Source organism: Pseudanabaena cinerea FACHB-1277, from assembly GCF_014696345.1.
Lineage (GTDB): Bacteria > Cyanobacteriota > Cyanobacteriia > Pseudanabaenales > Pseudanabaenaceae > Pseudanabaena > Pseudanabaena cinerea.
This window is the reverse complement of record NZ_JACJPY010000022.1, coordinates 1-23,067: the sequence shown is the minus strand read 5'-3', so window position 1 is coordinate 23,067 and position 23,067 is coordinate 1. Positions and strand designations below refer to the sequence as shown.

21 protein-coding genes are annotated in these 23,067 nt (G+C 44.8%); 7 read left to right on the top strand and 14 right to left on the bottom strand.

Going from position 1 to position 23,067, the window contains the following annotated elements; translation table 11 throughout:
- Nucleotides 1–18: 18 nt before the first annotated feature.
- The 4 genes from H6F44_RS09030 to H6F44_RS09015 form a co-directional block, all read right to left on the bottom strand.
- The gene (locus H6F44_RS09030) at nucleotides 19–813 is read right to left on the bottom strand and encodes a Uma2 family endonuclease (protein WP_190350623.1); all 795 of its coding nucleotides are present in this window, start codon (nucleotides 811–813) and stop codon (nucleotides 19–21) included.
- A gap of 14 nt (nucleotides 814–827) precedes the next feature.
- On the bottom strand, nucleotides 828–1,673 hold the full coding sequence (locus H6F44_RS09025) for a PD-(D/E)XK nuclease family protein (protein ID WP_190350622.1): 846 nt from the start codon (nucleotides 1,671–1,673) through the stop codon (nucleotides 828–830).
- Nucleotides 1,674–1,843: 170 nt separating this feature from the next.
- On the bottom strand, nucleotides 1,844–2,107 hold the full coding sequence (locus H6F44_RS23140; protein ID WP_242016507.1) for a hypothetical protein: 264 nt from the start codon (nucleotides 2,105–2,107) through the stop codon (nucleotides 1,844–1,846).
- Between the two features lie 561 nt (nucleotides 2,108–2,668).
- Nucleotides 2,669–3,283: a hypothetical protein gene (locus tag H6F44_RS09015; protein ID WP_190350620.1), complete on the bottom strand. Its 615-nt coding sequence runs from the start codon at nucleotides 3,281–3,283 to the stop codon at nucleotides 2,669–2,671.
- Nucleotides 3,284–3,500: 217 nt separating this feature from the next.
- On the opposite strand from H6F44_RS09015, the gene H6F44_RS09010 reads away from it, so the two are divergent.
- The gene (locus tag H6F44_RS09010) at nucleotides 3,501–4,277 is read left to right on the top strand and encodes a DevA family ABC transporter ATP-binding protein (protein WP_190350619.1); all 777 of its coding nucleotides are present in this window, start codon (nucleotides 3,501–3,503) and stop codon (nucleotides 4,275–4,277) included.
- A 7-nt stretch (nucleotides 4,278–4,284) separates the two neighbouring features.
- Here H6F44_RS09010 and H6F44_RS09005 read toward each other — a convergent pair whose 3' ends face one another.
- Nucleotides 4,285–4,545: a chlororespiratory reduction protein 7 gene (locus tag H6F44_RS09005; protein ID WP_190350618.1), complete on the bottom strand. Its 261-nt coding sequence runs from the start codon at nucleotides 4,543–4,545 to the stop codon at nucleotides 4,285–4,287.
- An 81-nt stretch (nucleotides 4,546–4,626) separates the two neighbouring features.
- Between H6F44_RS09005 and scpB the strand changes: the two genes are divergently transcribed.
- Nucleotides 4,627–5,250 carry an SMC-Scp complex subunit ScpB gene (gene scpB, locus H6F44_RS09000; protein WP_242016506.1) on the top strand — a complete coding sequence of 208 codons (624 nt, stop codon included), beginning with the start codon at nucleotides 4,627–4,629 and terminating at the stop codon, nucleotides 5,248–5,250.
- A gap of 170 nt (nucleotides 5,251–5,420) precedes the next feature.
- Here scpB and H6F44_RS08995 read toward each other — a convergent pair whose 3' ends face one another.
- On the bottom strand, nucleotides 5,421–6,422 hold the full coding sequence (locus H6F44_RS08995) for a ribonuclease T2 (protein ID WP_206754448.1): 1,002 nt from the start codon (nucleotides 6,420–6,422) through the stop codon (nucleotides 5,421–5,423).
- A 570-nt stretch (nucleotides 6,423–6,992) separates the two neighbouring features.
- Between H6F44_RS08995 and H6F44_RS08990 the strand changes: the two genes are divergently transcribed.
- Nucleotides 6,993–7,493: a hypothetical protein gene (locus tag H6F44_RS08990; RefSeq protein ID WP_190350616.1), complete on the top strand. Its 501-nt coding sequence runs from the start codon at nucleotides 6,993–6,995 to the stop codon at nucleotides 7,491–7,493.
- A gap of 35 nt (nucleotides 7,494–7,528) precedes the next feature.
- Here the strand turns inward: H6F44_RS08990 and purD are convergent, their stop codons facing one another.
- The 6 genes from purD to H6F44_RS08960 all read right to left on the bottom strand — a co-directional run bounded on the left by purD (nucleotide 7,529) and on the right by H6F44_RS08960 (nucleotide 15,398).
- The gene (gene purD / locus H6F44_RS08985) at nucleotides 7,529–8,803 is read right to left on the bottom strand and encodes a phosphoribosylamine--glycine ligase (protein WP_190350615.1); all 1,275 of its coding nucleotides are present in this window, start codon (nucleotides 8,801–8,803) and stop codon (nucleotides 7,529–7,531) included.
- 53 nt (nucleotides 8,804–8,856) lie between these two features.
- Nucleotides 8,857–9,462: a chromophore lyase CpcT/CpeT gene (locus H6F44_RS08980; RefSeq protein WP_190350614.1), complete on the bottom strand. Its 606-nt coding sequence runs from the start codon at nucleotides 9,460–9,462 to the stop codon at nucleotides 8,857–8,859.
- 104 nt (nucleotides 9,463–9,566) lie between these two features.
- The gene (locus H6F44_RS08975) at nucleotides 9,567–11,648 is read right to left on the bottom strand and encodes a diguanylate cyclase domain-containing protein (RefSeq protein ID WP_199302054.1); all 2,082 of its coding nucleotides are present in this window, start codon (nucleotides 11,646–11,648) and stop codon (nucleotides 9,567–9,569) included.
- 16 nt (nucleotides 11,649–11,664) lie between these two features.
- A complete protein-coding gene (locus H6F44_RS08970) occupies nucleotides 11,665–12,936 on the bottom strand; it encodes a DUF3352 domain-containing protein (protein WP_190350613.1) in 1,272 nt (423 codons plus the stop codon).
- 44 nt (nucleotides 12,937–12,980) lie between these two features.
- On the bottom strand, nucleotides 12,981–14,036 hold the full coding sequence (locus tag H6F44_RS08965) for an ABC transporter permease (protein ID WP_190350612.1): 1,056 nt from the start codon (nucleotides 14,034–14,036) through the stop codon (nucleotides 12,981–12,983).
- 123 nt (nucleotides 14,037–14,159) lie between these two features.
- Complete coding sequence (locus H6F44_RS08960) at nucleotides 14,160–15,398, bottom strand: PQQ-dependent sugar dehydrogenase (protein ID WP_190350611.1); 1,239 nt, start codon at nucleotides 15,396–15,398, stop codon at nucleotides 14,160–14,162.
- A gap of 178 nt (nucleotides 15,399–15,576) precedes the next feature.
- Between H6F44_RS08960 and H6F44_RS08955 the strand changes: the two genes are divergently transcribed.
- Together H6F44_RS08955 and H6F44_RS08950 are read left to right on the top strand one after the other, a co-directional pair.
- Nucleotides 15,577–17,241 carry a CTP synthase gene (locus H6F44_RS08955; RefSeq protein ID WP_190350610.1) on the top strand — a complete coding sequence of 555 codons (1,665 nt, stop codon included), beginning with the start codon at nucleotides 15,577–15,579 and terminating at the stop codon, nucleotides 17,239–17,241.
- 233 nt (nucleotides 17,242–17,474) lie between these two features.
- Nucleotides 17,475–17,996, top strand: coding sequence for an adenine phosphoribosyltransferase (locus H6F44_RS08950; protein ID WP_190350609.1), 522 nt, complete (start codon nucleotides 17,475–17,477; stop codon nucleotides 17,994–17,996).
- Nucleotides 17,997–18,038: 42 nt separating this feature from the next.
- Here H6F44_RS08950 and H6F44_RS08945 read toward each other — a convergent pair whose 3' ends face one another.
- Together H6F44_RS08945 and H6F44_RS08940 are read right to left on the bottom strand one after the other, a co-directional pair.
- A complete protein-coding gene (locus tag H6F44_RS08945; protein WP_199302053.1) occupies nucleotides 18,039–18,701 on the bottom strand; it encodes a GIY-YIG nuclease family protein in 663 nt (220 codons plus the stop codon).
- Complete coding sequence (locus H6F44_RS08940; RefSeq protein WP_242016505.1) at nucleotides 18,698–19,408, bottom strand: Uma2 family endonuclease; 711 nt, start codon at nucleotides 19,406–19,408, stop codon at nucleotides 18,698–18,700. The genes H6F44_RS08945 and H6F44_RS08940 overlap by 4 nt, the downstream gene beginning before the upstream one ends.
- Nucleotides 19,409–19,570: 162 nt before the next feature.
- On the opposite strand from H6F44_RS08940, the gene H6F44_RS08935 reads away from it, so the two are divergent.
- A complete protein-coding gene (locus tag H6F44_RS08935) occupies nucleotides 19,571–22,195 on the top strand; it encodes a DEAD/DEAH box helicase (protein ID WP_190350608.1) in 2,625 nt (874 codons plus the stop codon).
- A gap of 228 nt (nucleotides 22,196–22,423) precedes the next feature.
- Entirely contained in the window at nucleotides 22,424–22,687 is a 264-nt protein-coding gene (locus H6F44_RS08930; protein ID WP_190350607.1) for a hypothetical protein, read from the top strand.
- Nucleotides 22,688–23,067 lie beyond the last annotated feature (380 nt).

Sequence of the window (23,067 nt, the reverse complement as noted above, 5' to 3'; positions counted from 1 at the left end):
CCATTCAATCTTAAAGCTCTAAATACCAGCATCTAAATCTACACCAAGCGATCGCAGCTTTTGTGCTAATCTATCAGCCCGTTCACGCTCCTGTTCAGCCCGTTCATGCTCCTGTTCAGCCCGTTCATGCTCTTGCTCAGCCCGTTCATGCTCTTGCTCAGCCCGTTCACGCTCTTGCTCGGCTAACTCTCGACCTGTCAGTAACACCTCTCCCGACAAAGTTGCCCATCGCAACCACACCGCCATTACTCCACGATAGCTCCCAGACCAACGCACCAAAGCGAGCCCCAAAGATTGACTAATCAGCCATCCTTGCTCATTAAACACAATCGGTTGGTAAGTGCCACTATTCAATGAAAATCCAGCAAAGTCTTCCGAATCAAAGGGATCGTACCAAAAAAACTCACTGACTCTCATTTTATTTTGATAAATCTGCTTTTTCTCAGTCTTATCAAAATTTGCGGTGCTTGGAGAAAGCAGCTCAATTACCACATCAGGAGCCTTCTCCTCTTCCCAAACCACCCAAGATTTACGCTCTTTCTTAGAAACTCCAGTGACTGCAAAAAAATCTGGACCTTTAAAATCTTGATTTTTAAGTTGCGCTTGGCTGAAATAAATAAACATATTTCCGCCGACATAACCATCTTCCCGCTTTTCCAACCAAGGATCTAATCCTTCAATTAGCAGATCCATTTGCATTTTATGGCGCTGAGTCTCCATCGTTTCTCCGTCTTCATAGGGAAGTTGATCTTGATTTGGTAAGGTGATTAACTCAAGATCAACCGAAGTCCGAGGAAGGGTTGCTAAATTCATGATTTTATAAGAAATTAAAGTTCCTTAACCTGATCGCTATAACTGTAAATCTCAATGCCTAAGTTATCCGCTACAGGCAGCGCCCGATGATCAACCATTGGGCAGATTACAATTTTCCTTGTTACTGATCGCTGATGAAAATTTTCATAGAAAGTAGCTTTGCGGTCAAACACATACATATCTGACTTGCTCATCGATGACTTGAGTTCACAAAGGATCACAACGCCATTTTTGACGATCACATCAATTTCCACCTGATCGGGTCGCCCAAAAACCACCCCATTATGATCATATTCATTCAGATTCATCACCTCCACCCCAAAGGACTCCTCCAAAATCGCCTTTAAGCCGTTGCGAAAGCTCGCCTCCGAATAGAGTCCCCATCGGGAACCCAAAGCCCCAATAGTACTTTCATAGCGACGGTTTGCTTTCTGAATCTCCGCTAAAGTGGCGTGGTTCTGGGCTTCCATTCTGTCAAGGCGTTGGTTATTTTCCTCCCACTTGCGGCTATCTTCCTCCCACTTGCGGTTATTTTCCTCCCACTTGCGGTTACTCTCGTCCCACTTACGAGCCTGCTCTGCTTGGAAAGCATCAAATTTTTGGTTGTTTTCATCCCACTTACGAGCCTGTTCTGCTTGAAAAGCATAAAATTTGCGGTTACTCTCGTCCCACTTGCGAGCCTGTTCTTCTCTGTCTCGCTGTAGTTCCGCCATAACGCGATCAAACTTCTGGTCAAACTCAGTTTTGGGCGTATAGTATTCCGATACGGTACGCAGCACGAAATCCCGTATTGCTGGTTCTTCAGCGATCGCCCTAGGTAATTCTTTTTGGATTAATGCCCTAATTTCAGCTTCAATCATAAATTACATCTCGCAAAGCTGTATGACGCTTTTGGTCTTATAACCCGAGCATATACTACTAACTTAAGTTTTTCCCTAACCTTAACACAAAGGCATTCCCATCTGAGTTCGCAGATGGGTTTACAGACACATTAAGCAATGGTGTCTAAAGGTAAACGCAAATAGTAAGCTTAGTTGTCATAAAATCGCTGAAGCAGGTTGCTACTGGCTTGTCTCGCATTTTTGCGAGTGAACTCGCCTACTGAAGGATTACCATTTGCATCAATTACGCCAGTTACTCGCTGCCACAACTCTCTAGGTGCTAGGGAAATACTGTATTTTCCATTGTCTGTCTGCTGCACATAGTACCAATTTTTTTGCTGACACTCTTCGCACCAAAAGGCCTCCAGCCATTCGCCCTGCATAGAGACAGTCGTGTGTGTGGTGATTAACATTGAGGCCGCTATTCGGCTGACTCCGCGCTGCTGTAGATGAATAGCTTGATTGGCGAACAATCGATGCTTTTGACTAACGCTGTCCATGTAGCAGTCGTGAATTGGACATTTTATTTCCCTGCGCTTAGAGCGCTTACGATTTTTGTCACACCTTCTCCGCAATTAGACCTCCTTAAGAATGTTCCTAAATATATGGGACAAGAAGGTTACTTGGGGAGGGGCTGAGATCCGTAAGACCGTCAAAGCCCAACTCCTAAACACAAAAAGTTATGACTATTAGATTTTGGATTTATTAAAGCCCGAAAGTGTTTTTAAGGCAACTATTCAGGTTTAGTTTTTTTTGTCAAGTATTTTGTCAAGTATATTTAGGGTTACATTCGGTTTTTACTCAGTATATAGGTCATCTCATCGTAAACATATCAGCAATCTACACTCATCATTACTCGTATAATTGCTTAATCTCTCTCAACTTATCATAGCGGCGTATGTTTTAAAAGCAAGAATAATTCTTAACCTACTCCCTTTCCCTCATTGTTGTAGCGGCTTTTGCTACAACAATGCTCAAAGGTTTCCTTGGTTTGTTTGCTTGGCAATTGTTGGTGCTTGCGGCTCTGACTGCGCGTGGTTATCCCCCTTGACCAGTTTTAGAATAGACTTTCGTAGGCTATTGATCGTTTGTTGATCTTCTTCGGCGGAACTGTAGGTTGAGTCTTGTTCGGGATGTAATGATTCTGAGGAGTTGGCGACTTTGTTGCGGCTATTTAGTATTTCTAGGCGATCGCATAGCTCGTCAATATGTTCAGCAAGCGTGACGGGTACATGGGGCGCAACCGAGTCGAGATTAGGATGATTGGGGAGATCATCGCAGGGGCAGCAGACTGGGGCGCGAGGTCCCATATCTATGCAGGGTACAAGCAGGTTGCATCGGGCGCAAGCAATAATGTCCCACTTATTGCTTAGTAACTCACTAATAGTTTGCTCTGTCCCACTCAAGTGGGCTTGGTGGGCTTGGTGGGTGGCGATTTCGTCCCAAAGCTTGTTAAAGAGGGATGAATACTTTTCTCCCTGCAGTATTTTGTATATGTGAATATCTTCTCCTTGGCTGGATAGGCTGACTGATTTGCCCATCTGCATCCATTGAGCGAGATAATTTTTAACTAAGGTTCGCGTTGCCATAAATTTAGAACCCTTCAAAAACTGCTATGTAGTTGCTGAATAACTATAATGGTTACTTGTGTTGTGACTATTATACAAAAAGCCTAAAGTCTTGGTTTGATCTTTAGTATAGATTGGCAAGTTAATTCTCAATCTGAATAAATTTTGTATTTTTATGCTCTTATTGCCAAAAGACTTCTTTAATAATTGATGATCCCTATTTCGCTGCTTTTAGACTATGACAACTGCTATATCTATAGACAATCTACAGGCTGAGTCACCAAGCACAGAGCCTTCGGTGCGAATTCGTGATCTCAATTTTCACTATGGTGAGGGGGATTTATTTAAGCAGGTCTTATTTAATATTAATCTTGATATTTACCCAGGGCAGATTGTGATTTTAACTGGGCCTTCTGGGTCTGGAAAGACGACGCTATTGACTCTAATCGGTGCTTTACGGACGGTTCAAGATGGCAGCTTGAGGGTACTGGGGCAGGAACTTAGAAATTTAGGCGCTAAGAATTTAGTCCAAGTACGTAAAAATATTGGCTTTATTTTTCAGGCGCACAACCTTTTTTATTCGCTGACGGCAAGGCAAAATGTGATGATGTCTACGGATCTGTATCCCAAGGATATTAGCGATATTGCCCCCTCCAGTCGATCTGCTGACATTTTAACGAAGTTGGGATTGGGGGAAAGGGTTGACTATAAGCCTCATGCTTTGTCTGGTGGACAAAAACAAAGGGTAGCGATCGCCCGTGCGTTGGTCAATCATCCTCGATTAATTCTCGCCGATGAGCCTACGGCGGCGCTAGACAAGAAATCAGGGCGCGACGTTGTGACATTGATGCAGAAAATGGCAAAGGAGGAAAATATTACAATTTTGATGGTGACTCATGATAACCGTATTCTTGATGTTGCCGATCGCATCATCAACCTAGTCGATGGTAATCTCGAATCTGATAATGTCGTGAATACGGATGTGACTAATGATACCCGTACATTTATGTTGTAAAAGCCCGCTAGATTTTGTCAAGGCGTACAACGTACCATTGCCATGTGCCACGATCGCCACAGTTAAGATCGCAGGCAGTTTTAATTAGGCGTTGTACCTGCTCTGGGATAGTTTTGATATTTTGGAGATCTCTAGGCAAATCATCTTGAATATTGATCAGTAAATTATGCAAAATCTGTTCTAATTCGGGCTGAGTGACAAACTGCTGTTGCATATCGGGAGACAGCACCACATAGGTGTCTTCGTAGTACATCATGCTGTTTGGCATATTGTGATCCCAACTAATAAAATTTAAAGGTTAAGAATAGTAAAAGCAGTACTTTATGCCTCCTTTGGTTAAAATTTTAGCATGACGAATGAATTGCCATTAACACAAGCCAAAGAACCAGTTGAGTTAAATTCAGAAAAAATTCTGGATTTGGAAATACCTATTGATCAGCCAAGGGCGCTATTGCCTATGGTGAGCATGACTGATGATGACGCGCAAGTACTGCCTAGTAATAACTCCTTAAAACAAAAAGTGGAGGCAGTGCTTTATCTTAAGGGGCAAACGATGAATTTGGGGGCGATCGCTGAGGTGTTGGGGTGCGAGGTCGCTGAAGCAGAAATCGGGCTAATTGACCTAATCACAGAGTATGCTCATCGTGATAGTGCTTTGGAGATCGTAGAAACCGATGCAGGGTTTGCCTTGCGTTTGCGCTCAGAATTTGATGAATTGGTGAATAAGCTCATTCCCGTAGATTTGGGGCGTGGTGCTTTGCGAACTTTGGCGGCGATCGCTCTTAAGAAAAATATCGTGCAGTCAGAGTTGATCGAGTTGCGCGGTGCAGGCGCTTACCAGCACGTTCAAGAGTTAGTGGAGCAAGGTTTTGTTAAAAAGAAACGTCAAGCAGAGGGGCGATCGTCAGTTTTGCAGCTAACCCCTAAGTTTCATCAATATTTTGAAATCGATGATTTAACTAAGTTGTTTTAGAAATATTCAATCCCAGAGCATTTTGCAGATCCCCCTACTAAGAAAAACCTCAAAAGTATTGCTTAGCAAAGTTTTCAAGGTTTTTCTTGTGGTTAGTTTAATCGGTAATTGTTGTCAATATAGTGCGCTCCATGGGAGGTAACTTTTGTTGATTATCCTTTCATTAAGATCTATAGTCCGACAGCATCAACAATGACGCGATCGCAGGAAAGTCCACCACTGGGTATCAAAACTTCTGCCAGTTTTTGTCCTTCTTGGGGGCGCTTAATTTTCAGGCGAACTTCAGATAGCAATCCATCATCCTTACCACACTTTAGATTCAAGCTATTGGAAGCACCTTCGCCAAAACTGCTGTCAAAAGCTTGTCTTACCTGCTCTAAAGTAACGGTCTGACCAATATTGCTAGCGATTAACTCTCTTACTTGAGAGCCGTTAAACTCCTTTAGCAAATTAATCGCAATGTCATAGTATTGGTCAGCGCTGCGTCCATCACAAGTTCCATGCTTGTACCATTCATGGCGATCTAAATCTGAGATAATGCCGGGCATGACAGCTGTGAGATCTTGATGAGTCTGCTCGTCAGTAATCACTGGAGGCAATTGCTCCCAGTTGTGGTTTTCATCATTTTCTCTATCCACAGAAGCAACGCCACAATAGGAAAGTTTGTCTGGCCACAAACCATGCAGCGTAAAATTAGTTGCATCATAGCCATCAACAGATTGCTTAATACATTCGGCTTTGGTGGGGTGGGTTTGACAAAAAGAGGATTGCCAAGATAGAGACAGCAAATAATTGGCGGCGCAGCCCTTAGTTGGACAGCCTTGCACTTGTCCATTGGCTGTGCCTATTGGTGGCGCTTGTTTGGATGGATCTACGGTGTCAGCGATCGCTGGAGAATTAGCTTCATTCAAAGCAAGTGTGCCACAACTTTTCGTAACCCATTTACTTTTGCCATTAACTTTGATAACAACAAAGTCGCCGTCCTGCTTGTTCAGGCTTGTAGCCTGATAGGTTTTCCCTGATTCAAGTTCTATTGGTTCATTTTGACCTTTGATGCTGGAATAGGCAGTACATTCACCAGCCGTAAAACTTCCCTTAATGTTGTAATCGGCATAGCTCAATTGTTGTCCTAACATTAAAAAAAACAGCAATAATCCAATCAGAAATCTCATATTAGTGATTTTATACTCAAAAACATTAATCAGAATATATCATATTTATTTGATCATGGAAAGTATTTATAAAATAAATAATTGTAAACAAATAATTGCAAAGTAATTTTAATCAGAGTCTGCGAATAATACTGAAGGTTTTACGTGAATTGTGATGCGTAGTCAAGTTTTGGCAATTTTGCAGATGTAAAGTTAATTCTTTAGCCATGACGCAAGTGAATTGCTAGAAGTGATTGATAGTCATACAACTCCCGCTTATTTCGGAAATCCATGCTTGAGTGGGAATGGATGAGGTTGTTTTTTGTCAGAAAATGTTAGAAAAAAGATATGACTTTTTATGTTCCCATAACTTGTTTGTTAATGCCTTAAGTATTGTCATGAAACATCAGATTTTTGATCATTAAAAACAATTTTGTGATTGATATAAAAATATGACAATCTCTGAAAACCCTACTAATAAATGTTTTTGAGGTTTATTTTTAGATCGTGCTATGGCTTAACCGCTTTGAATAAATTGTGCTAATTTAACGTTGCTAGATGAAACAAAAAATGAATTGGTGAGAGAAAATCATGACTATTGAAGACGCACTCAATATTGTTGATTCGGTATTGGCAAATAAAAGCCTTAGTAATATTCAAGAGGCGATTTTTCGGCAAACTTGGGAGGGGAAAACCTATGCAGAAATTGCAGAGGTGGAAGGGTATGATGCAGCTTATATCCGTGATGTGGGCTATAAGTTATGGCAGTTACTATCAGACGCTTTTGGCGATCGCGTCACTAAAAATAATTTGCAAGTTGTACTGCGGCGCTATTGCCAGCGATCGCCACAAGTCTATGCTAACTCTGCGGCGATCGCTTATCAAGCAATCCCATCTAATGCTTTGAATCTGCCCCTTGCAGGGGAAAACTTTAGCCAAGAAATCAGCAATGGTGCATCAAAATTATTGCAGTTGCTATCGAGGGTTTTGACAGAGCCAATTGGCGATCGCTATCTTCAGCAAATCCATGATTCCCATACAGATTCTTCACTCAAATTAACGATTACTGTTAATTTGAGCATGGCTGAATGATTTTGAAAGCTCTGCTTCACAGCAGTTTCAAGGCGCTATACAACTGCTTTACTGGCAATGTCTTTGCGGTAATACATTCCGTCATAGGCGATGAAATCTACGGCGCTGTAGACATTGGTGATTGCTTGGCGAATATTGTCGCCTAGGGCAGTTACGCCCAAAACCCTACCCCCGTTGGTGACAAGGGCATTATTCTTTAGCCTAGTGCCAGATTGAAATACAAACGCACCAATGTCTTCCGCCTTGCCGATGCCTGTAATAAACTGCCCCATGTCAACTTTGTCTGGGTAGCCCCCTGCCGCCATGACTATACAGACTGCGGCTTGATTTTTCCACTTGAGCGGTGGGAAGTTTGCTAACTTTCCTTCAATGCAGGCAAGAATCAGTTCATCAAGATTGGTGTCTAGTAATGGCAAAATTGCCTGTGTCTCAGGATCACCTAGGCGACAGTTAAATTCGACAACCTTCGGTTCCCCTTCGGGAGTAATCATCAATCCTGCATAGAGGCAACCACGATAATCAATACCTCTGGCTCTGAGGGCGGCGATCGCTGGTTCTAGCACCCTTGTCTGCACTTTTGCCATCAACTCACGGGTAGCGATTGGCGCTGGGGCATAGGCTCCCATACCGCCAGTATTAGGTCCAGTGTCACCATCGCCGAGGCGCTTGTGGTCTTGGGCGGGGCAGAGAGGGCGGATCGTTTGTCCATCAGTAAAGGCGAGCACGGATACTTCTTGCCCAGTCATAAATTCTTCAATGACGACGGTTTCGCCTGCGGAGCCGAATTGACCTGCAAAGATACGCTCGAGGGCGGCGATCGCCTCAGCAATATCCATCGCCACCGTCACACCTTTGCCACTGGCAAGACCATCAGCCTTGATCACAATCGGTGCGCCCTGCTGTTGGACATAGGCTTGGGCAGATTCCAAATCATTAAATGTCGCACTGGCGGCAGTGGGGATCTGCGCTTCCGCCATTAATGTTTTCGCCCAAGCTTTACTGGACTCGATCATTGCGCCCTCTTGGGTTGGACCAAAAATCAAGGATTCTGCGGCTTGGAAATAATCGACAATGCCAAGGGCTAGGGGTAATTCAGGTCCAACCATCGTAAACCCTACTCCCTGTACTTGAGCAAAGCGCAACATTCCCTCAAAGTCATCAATGCTAAGGGAGACATTTTGACAGTTGGGCATGGTTGCCGTACCACCATTGCCAGGGATACAAAATACCCGATCAATGTTGGGCGATTGTAAAAGTTTCCAAGCAAGGGCGTGTTCTCTACCGCCACTGCCAACTACAAGGACTTTCAAATTTCACCTTAAATATCATTTCTAAGATGGTTATTATACCTTGAGGAGTAATCCTAAGGGATGACTTCTGCATCAAAGCTAGTTTTTTTCGTAAATTCAAAGGCTCCTGCGATCGAACCCCACACCCGCTCATCGGTGACGACATCATAGCCACGATCTAGGCTGCTGTAAGTGTTTTCCGTAACCTCAAATTCAATAGTTAGGTATGTATCTACGCCTTTGCGGTGGATGCAGCATTTCTTTCCAGGCTCGACTGCACCTTTAAAAGTATGTAAATCAGCGCGATGGACTAGTTGGGTACAGCCATCAAGTTTGACGATCGCCTCAGCATTGATCCCCTGCAACCGATCACGATCGCGGCTTGCCCCAAAGAAGGTTTGAGCATCCTTGAGCCGATAGTTGATCATTTCGATGCGATCGTTTTGATAGATCAAGTGCAGTACGGCAGTGCGGTAAGGATGATGCAATTCAAAATCATAGGCTTGTTCGAGAAATAGCCAAACGCCTTCGGAGGTAATGGGGCTAGGCAGGGGGCGGATGCCGACCCTTATATGGGCAAAAAATGGCGGATTTTCGATCGCTTGCTGCCAATTGCTATGATCTCCCGCTAACCACTGGGCGAGAACATATACATCTTGAGGCTGGGTAGTTGTACTCATCAAAGTATAAAAATAATATTTTAAAGAATATTTTAAAGAATATTTTAAAGAATATTTTCAAGAATATTTTCAAGAATATTTTAAAATGGCTATCCCTTAAAATATTAATGCTCATCAAAAATCTTTGAACAGTTGCGCCCTTGCTGTTTGGCATTGTATAAGGCGCGATCAGCTTGGCTGATTAAAATATCAGGCGATCGCTCAAGGGTCGGCACAAAGCAAGAGATACCTAAACTCACGGAGACAATCTCACTAACTAGCGATCGCTGATGGGGTATCGCTAAGTTCCGAATGGCTTGGTGAATCAAGGCAGCCACGATCGCCGCCCCCTCAAGATTGGTATTCGGCAAAATGACTACAAACTCTTCTCCCCCATAGCGAGCCACCATATCCGCAGGGCGGCGCATGATTAAATCCACTGTTTCCGCAAGCTTTTCTAAACAGCGATCGCCTAGTTGATGACCATAATGATCGTTATAGAGCTTGAAATAATCAACATCAAACAAAAGTAAAGCAAGGGGTTGAGATTCTCGCATCATGCGCCGCCATTCCAATTCGAGGCGCTGGTTAAAGCCCCGCCGATTAGCAATTTTGGTTAAGCCGTCAATGTTGGCGAGTCTAGCTAACTCCTGATTTGCGTTAGTTAGCTCTATTTCTATTTGCCGCAATGCCAATTCTGCTTGTTGCCGTTCTTGAATTTCCTGCTGCAAATCGAGGGTACGTTGCTGCACATCCTGCTCTAACTTGCGATTGTAATCTGCAAGAATTCTTTCTGTTTTTTTGCGGTCGCTAATATCGCGAAAAACCACCACCGCCCCATTCACTTTTCCTTCGATACTAAAAACAGGGGCGGCTTTTGCCTCTAAGGGAATGCGCTCATCTCCGTGCACAATTTCTAAGTTGTCTAAATAGCAAGTTTTACCAGCAATGGCTTGGCTAGAAGGCAATTGATCCACGGGGTAAAGTTGATCAGTATTTGCGATGTAGATTTGAAAAGTACTATGCAGGTTATCTGCTGTTTGTACCGCTATGATCTTGGTTTTTAACAAACTTTGTCCCACATCGTTAAGATAGGTGAGCGCACCGTCAGCACTATGGATTGCTACCCCAATGGGCATGGCTTCTAGTAGGTTGGAAACGTATAACTTTTGATCAACTAGAGACTCAAAAGAACTCTGTAAATGCTCAGTCATCTCCACAAAGCAATTGTTTAATTCTTGTATTTCTTGAATTCGGGTTTGCGATTTAGGCTTGACAAAGTAGATATTGGATATCTGTTTGGTGACTGCATTTAACTGCAAAATCGGCTGAATGATCCAATCAGAAGTAATGCTCCCAATGACGATCGCCAGAATCGCTGCGATGCCACATAGCAAAATTATCGTATTAGTATTATTGCTCAGATCTGATGTGAATGCAGCTTCGTCAATGGCAATAATGGTTAAAAGGTCTAGTTTTTGGAGAATATCTAGATTGTTTTGAGATATCGCTTGTGATGCGGGGTTGGAGCCTTTGAGTCCCTTAGCCAATGACATCATGCTATCTTGGGGAGGTTGCAAAGGAAAAACCTTGACAAAGTATTTACTTCCCGCATCTTCAAATCTAAAAAAGTAATTTTGATTAATTTGCTCAAGACTGTTGAAGCGATCGCTTAGGTGCTTGGCAATCTGACGGGTGCGGCGATCGCGACTATTGGTGGCAAGTATGTGCTGTGAAGTGGACGCAATCTCTGCAACAGGATTTGACGTTGATGGAGGGGCGCTCTCCGCTTCGGCACTAGAAGATGCAATTAATCGTCCTCGGCGATTGACAGCAAAAGCATGACCATTGATATGACCATTGATATTGGGCGGAAAGAACTTTAATCGCCTTGCTAATAGTTGCTGAACAATTACTAAGTCTTCTGGACTAATTAAACCCTGTTGGATTAAATCCTTAGCCTCTGGGGAAATCAGGATGGGATCACACCAATAAACATACATATCATGATTGAATCGATCGCTTTTTTCGGCGAGCAGGGCTTTGGCAATACTTTCAACAGACATTTGCACCCCAGCATTGGAGAAGTAGCCAACTATGCCCACCATTGAGATTACCTGTAAAACCAATGGCACAATCAAGATCGACCTCAATGGCACTCTAGCGGGTAATCGCGCCCGTATTTTTTGCCAAGGAGAAAAAGTCATTGCAATCTATCCATACCTAATGAGTCTGTAATGCTGAGGAGATCGCCACCAATGAATTGGAGAAAATAATCTGATTAGGGGTTTGAGTATGAACCGCCACAACTTTGCCAGCAACCCCAGTGGGATTGGCGGCTAGATCTGCCCATACAGTGGCAGGTTGATCACCGATCGCTACTGTGCCAACGGTGAAATAATTTCTGGCGATCACATCTAGATGGGCGATCGCGGGGGTAACTTCAGGCAATTGCGACTTGGTATTAGCCGTCAATAGCCAATCAAAATGCTGCCATATATTTGCGCCCAGATATGAACTGGGAGAGATACGCAAGTTATATTTCCCCTGTAAACAGGATATATCTGCGCCCATTTTAGAACTGTCAAATTGATTGCATAGTGACTCAAAAAAAGTATTAGCAACTAGGTGATCGCGCTCTAGACCTAAACCCACAAGTAAATTTACTGGGCTGCTGTCCATATCATTAGGCTCAAGGGTGCGCTCAAAGTTGAGATAGGCGATCGCGATTTCATTTGATTTATTATTATTTTTTGGTGATTGATTAATTTGCTCTAGGCGATCGCGGTAACTATCTAAACCACTAATCGCTAAACTCGGCGATCGCAGATTATCGATGGCATCATGGAGTACTGCCACATCTTGGGCAAAGACAACGAACTTACCCAAGCTTGCGCCAACAATGGTGGGGCGATCGCGATGATCTTCGGGGGGTAAAACCTTGGCAATTACCACGCCCTGATATTGCTCAAAGCGCAAATCTGAACCAGTGAGCGCCAATCTCCGCCACAATTTTTCTAAACCCTGTTGAGCTAGCTGTGGGCTTTTGGCAGTCATTGCCAATAGATAGGCATCTTTAATTAAATCAACCTTGGCGATCGTGATTTCTTGATCCAGCCAAGGTTGAATATCCTTTTCATAATCCAATAGCCAATTTTGCCGCAATTGCTGTTTAAAAAAATCTAATTGATGGCGCAATTTGCCGCGATCGCTAGGATTGGTGGCAAGTTGGCTAAAGGTTTGCAAGCGCTCTGGCTTGACCAACAGTGATATAAAAAATGGCGATCGCTTGGATATAAACTGCACTGTCTCTGGGTTTCGCGCCATATTTTGGCGCGTGCCTCGGATTAGCTCACGGGGATCTGCCCCCACAATTTGCGCCACTGTCGTCATACTCAATAGCAACAACAACGCCGACACTAAGGCGATCGCCACCAAAACGGGTTCAATCTTTTTTAAAGGATTTGCCTTAGCCTGCTGATTTTGAATGTTCATAAATTACAGCCTATTGAGGTTTGAAGTATAGCTGTCGCCGCCCACTAATAGCGAATGCGCGGATCAATCCAAGCATTGACAATATCCACCAGAATACTCACGATTGTCACGATCACTGCAAAAAATATCACAATTCCCTGCACCACAGGATAGTCTCGCCCCACGATCGCCTCAAACAGGCGATTGGCAAGCCCAGGCCAAGAAAAAGTCACCTCCGTTAACACCGCACCGCCCAGCATCGAAGCTAGGGTTAACCCCAAAATTGTAATTACAGGGATCATCGCATTCTTCAGCGCATGGTTAAATAGAATCGCCATCGGCTTGATCCCCCGCGCCCTTGCCGCCTCCACATAGTCTGATTGCAGGGTTTGCTGCAAATTGACCCGCACAATCCGCTCAAAAATACCGCTAATCACAATTCCTAAACTGAGTGCAGGCAAGGTCAAATATTGGAGACTAGTCAAGAATCCCTCCCAGTCGCCCTTGAGCAATGCGTCTAATGTATATAAACCAATTATATTTTCAGGTGGATCGAGACTAGGCGGAAATCTTGTGCCAATGGGCAGCCAGCCCAACTGCACCGCAAAGATTAATTGCAGGATCATCCCCACCCAAAACAAAGGCAGCGAATAGGTCACGATCCCAAACAACCGACCGCCCACATCCCATTTTGTATTGGGACGCAGCGCCGCAAAAATCCCCACGCTCAAGCCAATTACAAGGGCAATCAATAGAGCATAGATCGCTAATTCGGCTGTGGCGGGAAAGAAATTTTTGATAATCTGCCAGACGGGTTTATCCCCTGAACTGATGGATTTACCAAGGCTAAATTCAAATTTAAATTTTTCGGTGTTGAAATGACAAAGGTCATAGAGATAGCGCTGATATTGCGATAGCCAAGATCCTGCTAAACCCACCCTTTGGCGCAATTCCTCTTTAACGATTTCTGGGGCGCGAGGGCCTAAAATTGCATCAATGGGATCGCCTGGGGTCGCCCGCATGAGGATAAATACAAGGGTAGCGATCGCCCAGATCATGATCGGCGCAAGCATCAGCCGCGCTGAGATGTAATAAAGAAGGGCTTTGAGACGACTAGACATAGGCTCAGGCAGGGTTATAGGGTATCGGTAAATTTTGCTTAAACCCTTCTCAATATACAGCGCCCTGCGATCGGATTGTAGGGGCAGTTCATGAACTGCCCCTACAATCCTTGATCGCGTTTACTAAAATACAGGCTCTAGCCTAATTAACTGCCCATTCTGCTCATCGGTAAGGATATAAATCAAACCATCCCCTCCTTGGCGCACATCCCTTACCCTCTGCCCAATGGCGATCGCTTCTTGGACTTTAGCTTGGTTGTTTGCATACTTGATTCTCTGCACATCCCGTGACACCAGACCACCTGCAAAGATTTGTCCCTGCCAATCAGGAAAGCGATCGCCGCTATATATCACCAAACCAGAGGGGGCGATCGCAGGAGTCCAAACGATTTTGGGATCGGACATATCGGGACGCGACCTTTCTTTAGAAATCTCACCACCTGCATATTCTTCGCTATGGGTGACAAGGGGCCAACCATAGTTTTTGCCCACCTCCACCAGATTTAGCTCATCACCGCCACGAGCGCCATGCTCCGTTGACCAGATTTTTCCAGACAGGCGATCGGCAAATAGTCCTTGAATGTTGCGATGTCCATAGCTCCAGACCGCAGGATCGGCTCCAGTTTGCTTAACAAATGGGTTATCTATGGGGATCGAGCCATCATCATTGATCCGTAGAATCTTGCCTAATCTGCTATCTAGCTTTTGGGCTTGATTGCGAATTAATTCCCCTGCTAGTTGTAGTGGTGGATTGCCGCCATCGCCGATCGCTAACAACATAGTGCGATCGCTCAACCATGTCATGCGCGAGCCGAAGTGCTGATTGCCAGACTTTTCAGGGGTGACGCTAAAAATAACCTGCACTTCGCTGAAAGCCTGACCATCAAACTTAGCCCTCAGCAAGTTAGTACGATTTGCCTGAGAGTCTCCCGATGAATAGGTCAGATATACCCAACGATTTTGGCTAAATTGTGGGTGTAAGGATATATCCATTAAGCCGCCCTGTCCAGAGGCAAATAGATTGGGAAGTTCTAATGCCACTGGCTGCACCTTGCCATTTTGCCAAAGTTTAACCCGTCCCGCTCTCTCGGTAATCAGCATCGAGCCATCAGGTAGCTCCGCCATCCCCCAAGGTCTTTCTAGATTTTCGATAACGGTAACTTTTTGATAGCCTTTAGGTGCTTTTGTTGGTGATTTTGCTGGTGATTTGTCTGGTGATTTCGGCTCTTGGGCAGTGGGTGAGGCGATCGCCGTTACTTGATTGGCATTGTTGCTACTACCCCGATCTAGATTGGGGACAGCATCATTAGAACAACTACTAGCAAATATCGCGATCGCGACCAGTAATGAGTGCTTTAGCATGGCATAAGTTTTCTAAAATTTTGTTGCCTTTATTTAGTAAAACTGGCTAGTTCGCGATTAGTCTACAACCAATGAGGGGTTATTTGCAGCGCTGTAATCATTAGCAAGGACTGCTATATAATCACTCTGTTAAGCATGGTCAAGAAAAGTTAACCATTGCACCTAAAGACGAAATTTTATGGCTAAGTATATCTTTGTGACTGGCGGTGTTGTCTCTAGTATTGGCAAGGGTATCGTTGCCGCTAGTTTGGGGCGCTTACTCAAATCACGGGACTATTCGATCGCAATCCTCAAACTTGATCCCTACATCAACGTTGATCCTGGCACAATGAGTCCATTTCAGCATGGTGAAGTTTTTGTCACTGAAGATGGTGCAGAGACCGATCTCGACCTTGGGCATTACGAACGCTTTACCGACACTTCTATGTCTAAGCTGAGTAATGTCACCACGGGCGCGATTTATCAAGCGGTGATCAATAAGGAACGCCGAGGTGACTATCATGGTGGCACGGTGCAGGTAATACCCCATATCACTAGCGAAATAAAAGATCGCATTCATCGGGTTGCTAACAATGGCAATCCTGATATGGTGATTGTGGAAATCGGCGGCACGGTTGGGGATATTGAGTCTTTGCCCTTTATCGAAGCAATTCGTCAATTTCGTAAGGATGTGGGTCGGGAAAATGTGGTCTATATGCACGTTACGCTCATGCCTTGGATACCTTCGGCGGGGGAGATGAAGACTAAACCCACGCAACACTCGGTGAAGGAATTGCAATCAGTGGGAATTCAGCCCGATATTTTAGTCTGCCGCAGCGATCGCCAATTACCGCAAAATATTAAGGATAAAATCTCTGAGTTCTGTAACATTCAGCCCGAATGTGTGATGACAGGACAGGATGTGAAAAGTATTTACGAAGTTCCCTTAGCCATGGAACGGGAAGGACTAGCGGAACAGGTTTTGCGCCTATTGGGAATGCCCCAACGTCAGCCTGATTTGCGGAGTTGGCAGACCCTTGTCGAACGCCTCTATCGTTCTGAGCATACGGTTGAAGTGGCGATCGTGGGTAAGTATGTGCGCCTTTCCGATGCCTATCTATCGGTAATCGAAGCCCTCAAACATGGGGCGATCGCTTTGAACAGTAATATCAATTTGCATTGGGTCAATTCGGAAGATATTGAGGTCTATGGTGCAGAAAAGTTTCTCGGTGATATTGATGCGATCGTTGTTCCAGGGGGCTTTGGACATCGTGGGGTCAATGGCAAGGTTGCCGCCGTCAGCTATGCCCGCGATCGCCAGATTCCCTTTTTAGGACTCTGCTTGGGAATGCAATGTGCTGTCATAGATTGGGCGCGAAATGTGGTCAATCTTAGCGATGCTAATAGTGCTGAGTTTGCGCCAGAGTCAAAAAATCCTGTGATTCACCTATTACCAGAGCAGCAGGATGTCGTCAATTTGGGCGGCACGATGCGCTTGGGGCTATATGCTTGCCGCCTTGTGCCGCATACTTTAGCCCATCAGCTTTATAACGAGGCGATCATCTATGAGCGTCACCGCCATCGCTATGAATTTAATAATGCCTATCGATCGCTCTTTTTAGAATCTGGTTATGTAATTAGTGGCACTTCTCCCGATGGTCGCTTAGTGGAAACAGTGGAACTGCCTAGCCATCCCTATTTCATTGCCACCCAATTCCATCCCGAATTCCAATCGCGCCCTAGTCGTCCGCATCCTTTATTTCAAGGTTTGATCAAAGCCGCTTTAGACCGTAAACAGCAGCAGGAGTCACATCCCGAAGAAGCGCAGGAGTTAGCCTTGGCAACAACGCTTTATGTTGAATGAAACCCCAGAAGGATTTTTGAAAGCGCCGCCCTCAAGAACCTTTCTGTACTACTAAAAGCCTCAATAGGCTGTAATGTAATCTCTGTATAGTCTCCATACATATATGAAGTACAGTATGAATTACAGAGGATTTTTTGAAAGCATCATCCCGCGCTCCTTTCAGAAAATCCTCTGGGTTTTCAGTCAGCGCAAAGCGCTGTAATATAGCTACACCTTTGACAGAAAATTAAAATATGGATTTTAAAAGTGTTATTCGTGATATTCCTGATTTTCCGCAAGCAGGTATCATTTTCCGCGACATTACGCCATTATTAGCGCATTCCCAAGGACTATCATCGATTATCAAAGCCTTTCAAGCCAAGTTTGCCGAAATATCCATAGACAATATTGATTATATTATCGGCATTGAATCGCGGGGGTTTATCCTTGGTGCGCCTTTAGCAATGGCCCTCGGTTGCGGCTTTGTACCAGTGCGTAAGCCGAAGAAACTACCATCGGCAGTTTTTCGGGTGGAATATGCTTTGGAATATGGCACGGACACTTTAGAGATCCATCAAGATGCGATCGCTGCTGGTAAGCGCGTCATTATCATTGATGATGTGATTGCAACGGGAGGAACTGCGGCGGCTACAGCCAAGCTAGTTGAGCAGACTGGCGCAGAGCTAGTGGCTTATGGCTTTCTCATCGAGTTAGATTTTCTCAATGGCAGAAAATCACTGCCCAATGTGCCGATTATTTCCCTAGCGAGTTATTAAGTAGCTTGGGGCATAAAGCGATTCTGACTCAGATTTGACTCATCAGAGAGCGAAAAAAGTTGTTCCCCAAGTTTGCCAGTTTTCTTTATTGAAGGGAGATCGCCATTTTGTGATCAGCGATCGCTCTAACTTTTGGCGCTGTGAGCTTTTTGACGGGGCATCCCACCAAAAGCTCATCACGATCTGCGTGGGAATGCTATGGGTATGGTGCAACTCTCGGTAATTTGTCACATAGCGCTTGCAATCATGGACACCCTGCCAACGCTTGCTAGAGCGACAGGTTTCGCCGATGTATAACAAAATTGGCGATCGCGTTGTTTTGGGGATTGATGCTAGGCGATCGATTACAAAATAAATACAGGCATCACCACTATCCATAGCAGGTAAGCGATAGAATTCGGCAGGATGGAATGATAGCGCAAAGGGATTAATGGCATCGGGATCGCAATAGTTGACAGGTAGTTCAAAGAGGCTGGTTTGGGTGGTTGGGCTGGCGCTAAGGGCGGAATGTTGATAATTGGCGATCGCTTCTTTCCAAATTTGCAAAGAGGCTGCGCTCATGCCATAGCCAACGCCACTATCTCGCAAGCTGCCTTTAAAACTGCGATATTCGTAACCTGCAAACAGCGATTCTTGTTGATAGGTTTCGGGAATGGATCTAGGGTCATTAGCCCCAACCCTATAGGGATCGGCGGATTCGCTCATGCCTGATTCCGTAACTGCTCGACTTGATCCATGAGCCAACTCGCGGCTCTCACATTGGTGGTTTGATGTAGCTTTTGTAAAGCTTGCCTGAGTATGGTTACGGGCAACCCCTTCAGCACAGATGATGCAGTTGTCTCTACATAAATGCCATCATCCTGTAATTGAAAGATCAAAACTTGGCTGCCCTTTGCATCAATTACCCAATATTCGGGAATTCCTAAAGCTGCATATAGCCGTTTCTTTTGATCGAGATCGATCGCTAGGGTGGTGTCAGAAATTTCGCCCACTAGGTCTGGCACGCGCCATTGATGCAGGTCGATTCGTCTTGGCTCGCCTTCTTGCCAAACGGGGATGCGATCGCCCACATACAAAACTAAATCAGGAGCCGCCGCTTGTTGTGGTGCTTTTTCCATCAGGCAGCGTCCAAAGGTTTCCGCTATGATCTCTGGATTGCGGCTAAACCAAAATACCAACAAAAAAATAAATAAATCACTAACTTTCGCGTGTGTTAATCCCTCTTGACCCATTTCAATGAATAAATAACTAATATTAAAGAAGCAACGGTTTATTTCTGAATTATTGGCATCACGAAAGCGTAAATAATCCTGCCAATTCGCCTGTTGCCAATTAATAACTTCTGGGCTAACTTCAGAAATCATGTTGGCATTACTAGGTCTGGGAATTGTAATACTTGTGGCGATCGCCATATTAGTTAGTCCTGTAATCCTAAGCAGTAATATATTATATAACAACCCCCAGAAAACTTTGACAGGCATTGCTTCGCAATGCTTTCAAAAATTTCTTGGATTTGGGTTACAGCCCTCTAGGTTGTAACATTCATTTCTAAACTTTTATTCAGGCATAAGTGCGTGCAAGCATTAGACCCTCAAGAGCTATATCCCTTTGAACTTGACCCATTTCAAATACAGGCGATCGCTGCCTTGCAAGCAGGAAGATCCGTCGTAGTTTGTGCGCCCACAGGCTCAGGCAAGACCCTCATTGGTGAATATGCCATCCATGCCGCCCTCGCAGGCGATCGGCGCGTATTTTACACAACGCCGCTTAAGGCACTTTCCAATCAAAAATTGCGCGACTTTCGCCAACAGTTTGGTGATGATAAGGTCGGCTTACTGACGGGCGATATGTCGGTAAACCGCGATGCGCCGATCTTGGTGATGACCACGGAAATATTTCGGAATATGCTCTATGGTACGCCCATCGGTGAAGTGGGGACATCCCTGCTTGATGTGGAAGTGGTGGTGCTAGATGAATGCCACTACATGAACGATCGCCAGCGCGGGACAGTTTGGGAAGAGTCGATCGTCTACTGCCCAACAGAAGTGCAGCTAGTGGCACTCTCAGCAACGGTGGCAAATAGCCAACAGCTAACGGATTGGCTAAATAAAGTGCATGGAAAAACGGAACTAATTTACTCTGATTTTCGCCCCGTGCCGTTACAACATTCCTTCTGTAATACCAAAGGCTTTTTCCCATTACTCGATAGTTCTAATCAAAAAATCAATCCGCGCCTAAAGCCACTCACCAATAAGCCTCCCACTAAAGAAGAACGCCATAAAATCGTTCCCACCATTACCACAGTTTTATCCCATCTCCGCCAGAGGGATATGTTACCTGCCATCTATTTCATTTTTAGCCGCCGAGGTTGCGAAAAGGCAATTACCGAACTTGGCAGTATATCCCTAGTGAATGCGGAAGAATATTTACGTCTGAAACCGCAAATTGATAATTTTGTTGCCGCTAATCCAGAGATTGGTAAATCCGTGCATATTGACGCACTTTATCGCGGTGTAGCGGCACACCATGCGGGGATTTTACCTGCTTGGAAAGGCTTTGTGGAGGAAATGTTTCAGCAAGGATTGGTGAAAGTGGTTTTTGCCACCGAAACCCTTGCCGCAGGGATTAATATGCCCGCAAGAACTACGGTAATTTCTAGTATATCCAAGCGCACCGATCGCGGACATCGGCTATTAAATGCCTCCGAATTTCTGCAAATGGCAGGCAGAGCAGGACGGCGCGGCATGGATGAGGTGGGCTATGTGGTGACGGTGCAGACTCCCTTTGAAGGTGCGCGAGAAGCGGCAACCCTTGCCACCTCTGGCGCTGACCCCCTCGTTAGTCAATTTGCGCCTAGCTATGGCATGGTGATGAATCTCTTGCAAACCCATTCCCTCGATCAAGCCAGAGACTTAGTGGAGCGCAGTTTTGGGCAGTATTTAGCGGATCTCAATCTCGCACCCCAAATTCAAAATCTCGAAGCAATTACAGCGCAAATTGCCAAATTAGAACATGATCTAGCGAATATTGACCTAACTCAGTTAGAAGCCTATGACAAGTTGCGCGATCGCCTACGGGAAGAAAAACGCATTCTCAAAATGCTGGCACAACAGGCGGAAGAAATGCGGCTCCATGATCTAGCTTCCTACGCCCCCTATTTGCTATCGGGTTCGCCCCTCACCATTCGCACCAGTAAAGGGCTGATCGTGCATACAGTACTGGCGGCAAAGGTGCAAGGCTCAGGGCAGTTTCCTTGGTTTGTCTGTCTTGGTCAAGACAATCGCTGGTACGTGGTGGGTTACAAAGATATCGTGCAGGTTGGCACAGACTTATTGCTAGATGGAGATATCGAATATCCTGCGAAGTTATCATTGCGCTTAGGACAGTCTCTCAATGGCGATGAAACTAGCCTAGCGATCGCCCAACAAATCCAGCCCTTAGCAGCGCCCGATCTCGCGCCAGAGGTGATCACGCAGCAAGCTAGGGTGGTGGCGCTAGAGTCGGAAATGAATAAACATCCTGTTGCCAAAATGCCCGATCGCGGCGCAATTTTTAAGAAGGTCAACCGCCTCGAACAACTTCAGCGCCAAATTGAGTTTCAACAGGAAATGGTCAATGAGCGCCGCCAAAGACATTGGCAAGAATTTATGAGCTTGGTGAATATTCTCCAAGACTATGGATGCCTAGAAGGTACGCAACCCACCGAAACAGGTCAAGTGGTGGCGGCGCTGCGGGGTGAGAATGAATTATGGTTGGCGATCGCCCTTCTCTCTGGCGAAATGGATAGGCTTTCTTCCCATCATCTCGCCACTGTCTGTGCGGCGATCGTCAGTGAAAACAGTCGCCCTGACAACTGGATCAAATTTGGCTTATCGCCAACCGTAGAAGATGCCCTCGATGGTTTGGGCGATCGCCGCCGTGAGTTGTTTAGAGTACAGCGCGATCGTAAGGTGGATATTCCTGCATGGCTAGACTATGAGCTAACGGGATTAGTGGAGCAATGGGCATTGGGAATGGAATGGACAGAACTTTGCCAAAACACCAATCTCGATGAGGGAGACATTGTGCGATTAATGCGCCGCACCATTGACCTGCTCTACCAAATTCCCCATGTGCCACATTTACCACCACAGTTATATCAAGCGGCAAAACAGGCAGCCCAAATGATTGATCGCTTCCCTGTCAATGAGGTTATTTAAGGTAAATAAATTTAACTGACTAATTTCTAAAAGTAGCGTTATAGATTTTCTTAATCAATAATTCTGAAATGTGATAGGAAATAATATTCCTCGCAAACATCTCAGTATCTTGCACCAGCCAGCGTTCGCCTCTCTAAAAAATCAACCAAACAGCGATCGTCCCTCTAAAAAGTAAATCCATTTGTATCTCACAAGGTTCGAGATATTGGTTCTAAGTTCAAAGCAAAAATGTCTGAGCAAGCAAATTCTCCAACACCTTTTAGGGAGGGTTTCACTTTTGAGTACCTTGACGCAATATGGCATTTAATCAATGGTCATGTTTATACCTATTCAGATGTCCTAGTTTTTGTTGAGCAAAGTAGAAAAACAATTCAACTTGTTCGGGATAAGGTTGAAGGTATTCACTCTGAATCATGTAAAGTTTCTGAAGAATTTTTTGAACATACAGTAGCCTGTGGAACAGGTATATTAATTCTAGATAAGCAAAGCTGACCATTCTTATCTAAGTCCAATAGGGTATTATTTAAGCCTCGTGTTTAACTAGGTATATTTTTATATTTTCTAAAGTTGATAATCTCAAAATATTTTCTTTGCTTTATCTATAGCTGTTTGCAGTCCAGCAATGTGTACCCAGCCAACAAATCCAGCATATTGGCATCTTCTATCTGCATTGACGACAAATACATGATAGACTCCAAACCCATTGATCCAAGTGCGGATAGTAGTCCCATCGGTAAAGGAATGGACGATATTGGAATACTTCGCTCATGTGGGTAAATAGGTGAAATGGTAAAATAGGAAAAAAGTTTTGACGCAACAACAGACATAAACATGATCAAGTTTCCCCTAACTGAACTGTTAGACGATCAAGC

Coding starts and splice junctions, on each gene's coding strand:
- H6F44_RS08960 (WP_190350611.1), bottom strand. CDS start 15,398: ATGCTAAAGCACTCATTACTGGTCGCGATCGCGATATTTGCTAGTAGT.
- H6F44_RS08995 (WP_206754448.1), bottom strand. CDS start 6,422: ATGAGATTTCTGATTGGATTATTGCTGTTTTTTTTAATGTTAGGACAA.
- H6F44_RS08950 (WP_190350609.1), top strand. CDS start 17,475: ATGGATTTTAAAAGTGTTATTCGTGATATTCCTGATTTTCCGCAAGCA.
- H6F44_RS09010 (WP_190350619.1), top strand. CDS start 3,501: ATGACAACTGCTATATCTATAGACAATCTACAGGCTGAGTCACCAAGC.
- H6F44_RS08930 (WP_190350607.1), top strand. CDS start 22,424: ATGTCTGAGCAAGCAAATTCTCCAACACCTTTTAGGGAGGGTTTCACT.
- H6F44_RS08975 (WP_199302054.1), bottom strand. CDS start 11,648: ATGACTTTTTCTCCTTGGCAAAAAATACGGGCGCGATTACCCGCTAGA.
- H6F44_RS08980 (WP_190350614.1), bottom strand. CDS start 9,462: ATGAGTACAACTACCCAGCCTCAAGATGTATATGTTCTCGCCCAGTGG.
- H6F44_RS08990 (WP_190350616.1), top strand. CDS start 6,993: ATGACTATTGAAGACGCACTCAATATTGTTGATTCGGTATTGGCAAAT.
- H6F44_RS08970 (WP_190350613.1), bottom strand. CDS start 12,936: ATGAACATTCAAAATCAGCAGGCTAAGGCAAATCCTTTAAAAAAGATT.
- H6F44_RS08955 (WP_190350610.1), top strand. CDS start 15,577: ATGGCTAAGTATATCTTTGTGACTGGCGGTGTTGTCTCTAGTATTGGC.
- H6F44_RS09005 (WP_190350618.1), bottom strand. CDS start 4,545: ATGCCAAACAGCATGATGTACTACGAAGACACCTATGTGGTGCTGTCT.
- scpB (WP_242016506.1), top strand. CDS start 4,627: ATGACGAATGAATTGCCATTAACACAAGCCAAAGAACCAGTTGAGTTA.
- H6F44_RS09025 (WP_190350622.1), bottom strand. CDS start 1,673: ATGATTGAAGCTGAAATTAGGGCATTAATCCAAAAAGAATTACCTAGG.
- H6F44_RS08940 (WP_242016505.1), bottom strand. CDS start 19,408: ATGGCGATCGCCACAAGTATTACAATTCCCAGACCTAGTAATGCCAAC.
- H6F44_RS09030 (WP_190350623.1), bottom strand. CDS start 813: ATGAATTTAGCAACCCTTCCTCGGACTTCGGTTGATCTTGAGTTAATC.
- H6F44_RS08945 (WP_199302053.1), bottom strand. CDS start 18,701: ATGAGCGAATCCGCCGATCCCTATAGGGTTGGGGCTAATGACCCTAGA.
- H6F44_RS09015 (WP_190350620.1), bottom strand. CDS start 3,283: ATGGCAACGCGAACCTTAGTTAAAAATTATCTCGCTCAATGGATGCAG.
- H6F44_RS08965 (WP_190350612.1), bottom strand. CDS start 14,036: ATGTCTAGTCGTCTCAAAGCCCTTCTTTATTACATCTCAGCGCGGCTG.
- H6F44_RS23140 (WP_242016507.1), bottom strand. CDS start 2,107: ATGTTAATCACCACACACACGACTGTCTCTATGCAGGGCGAATGGCTG.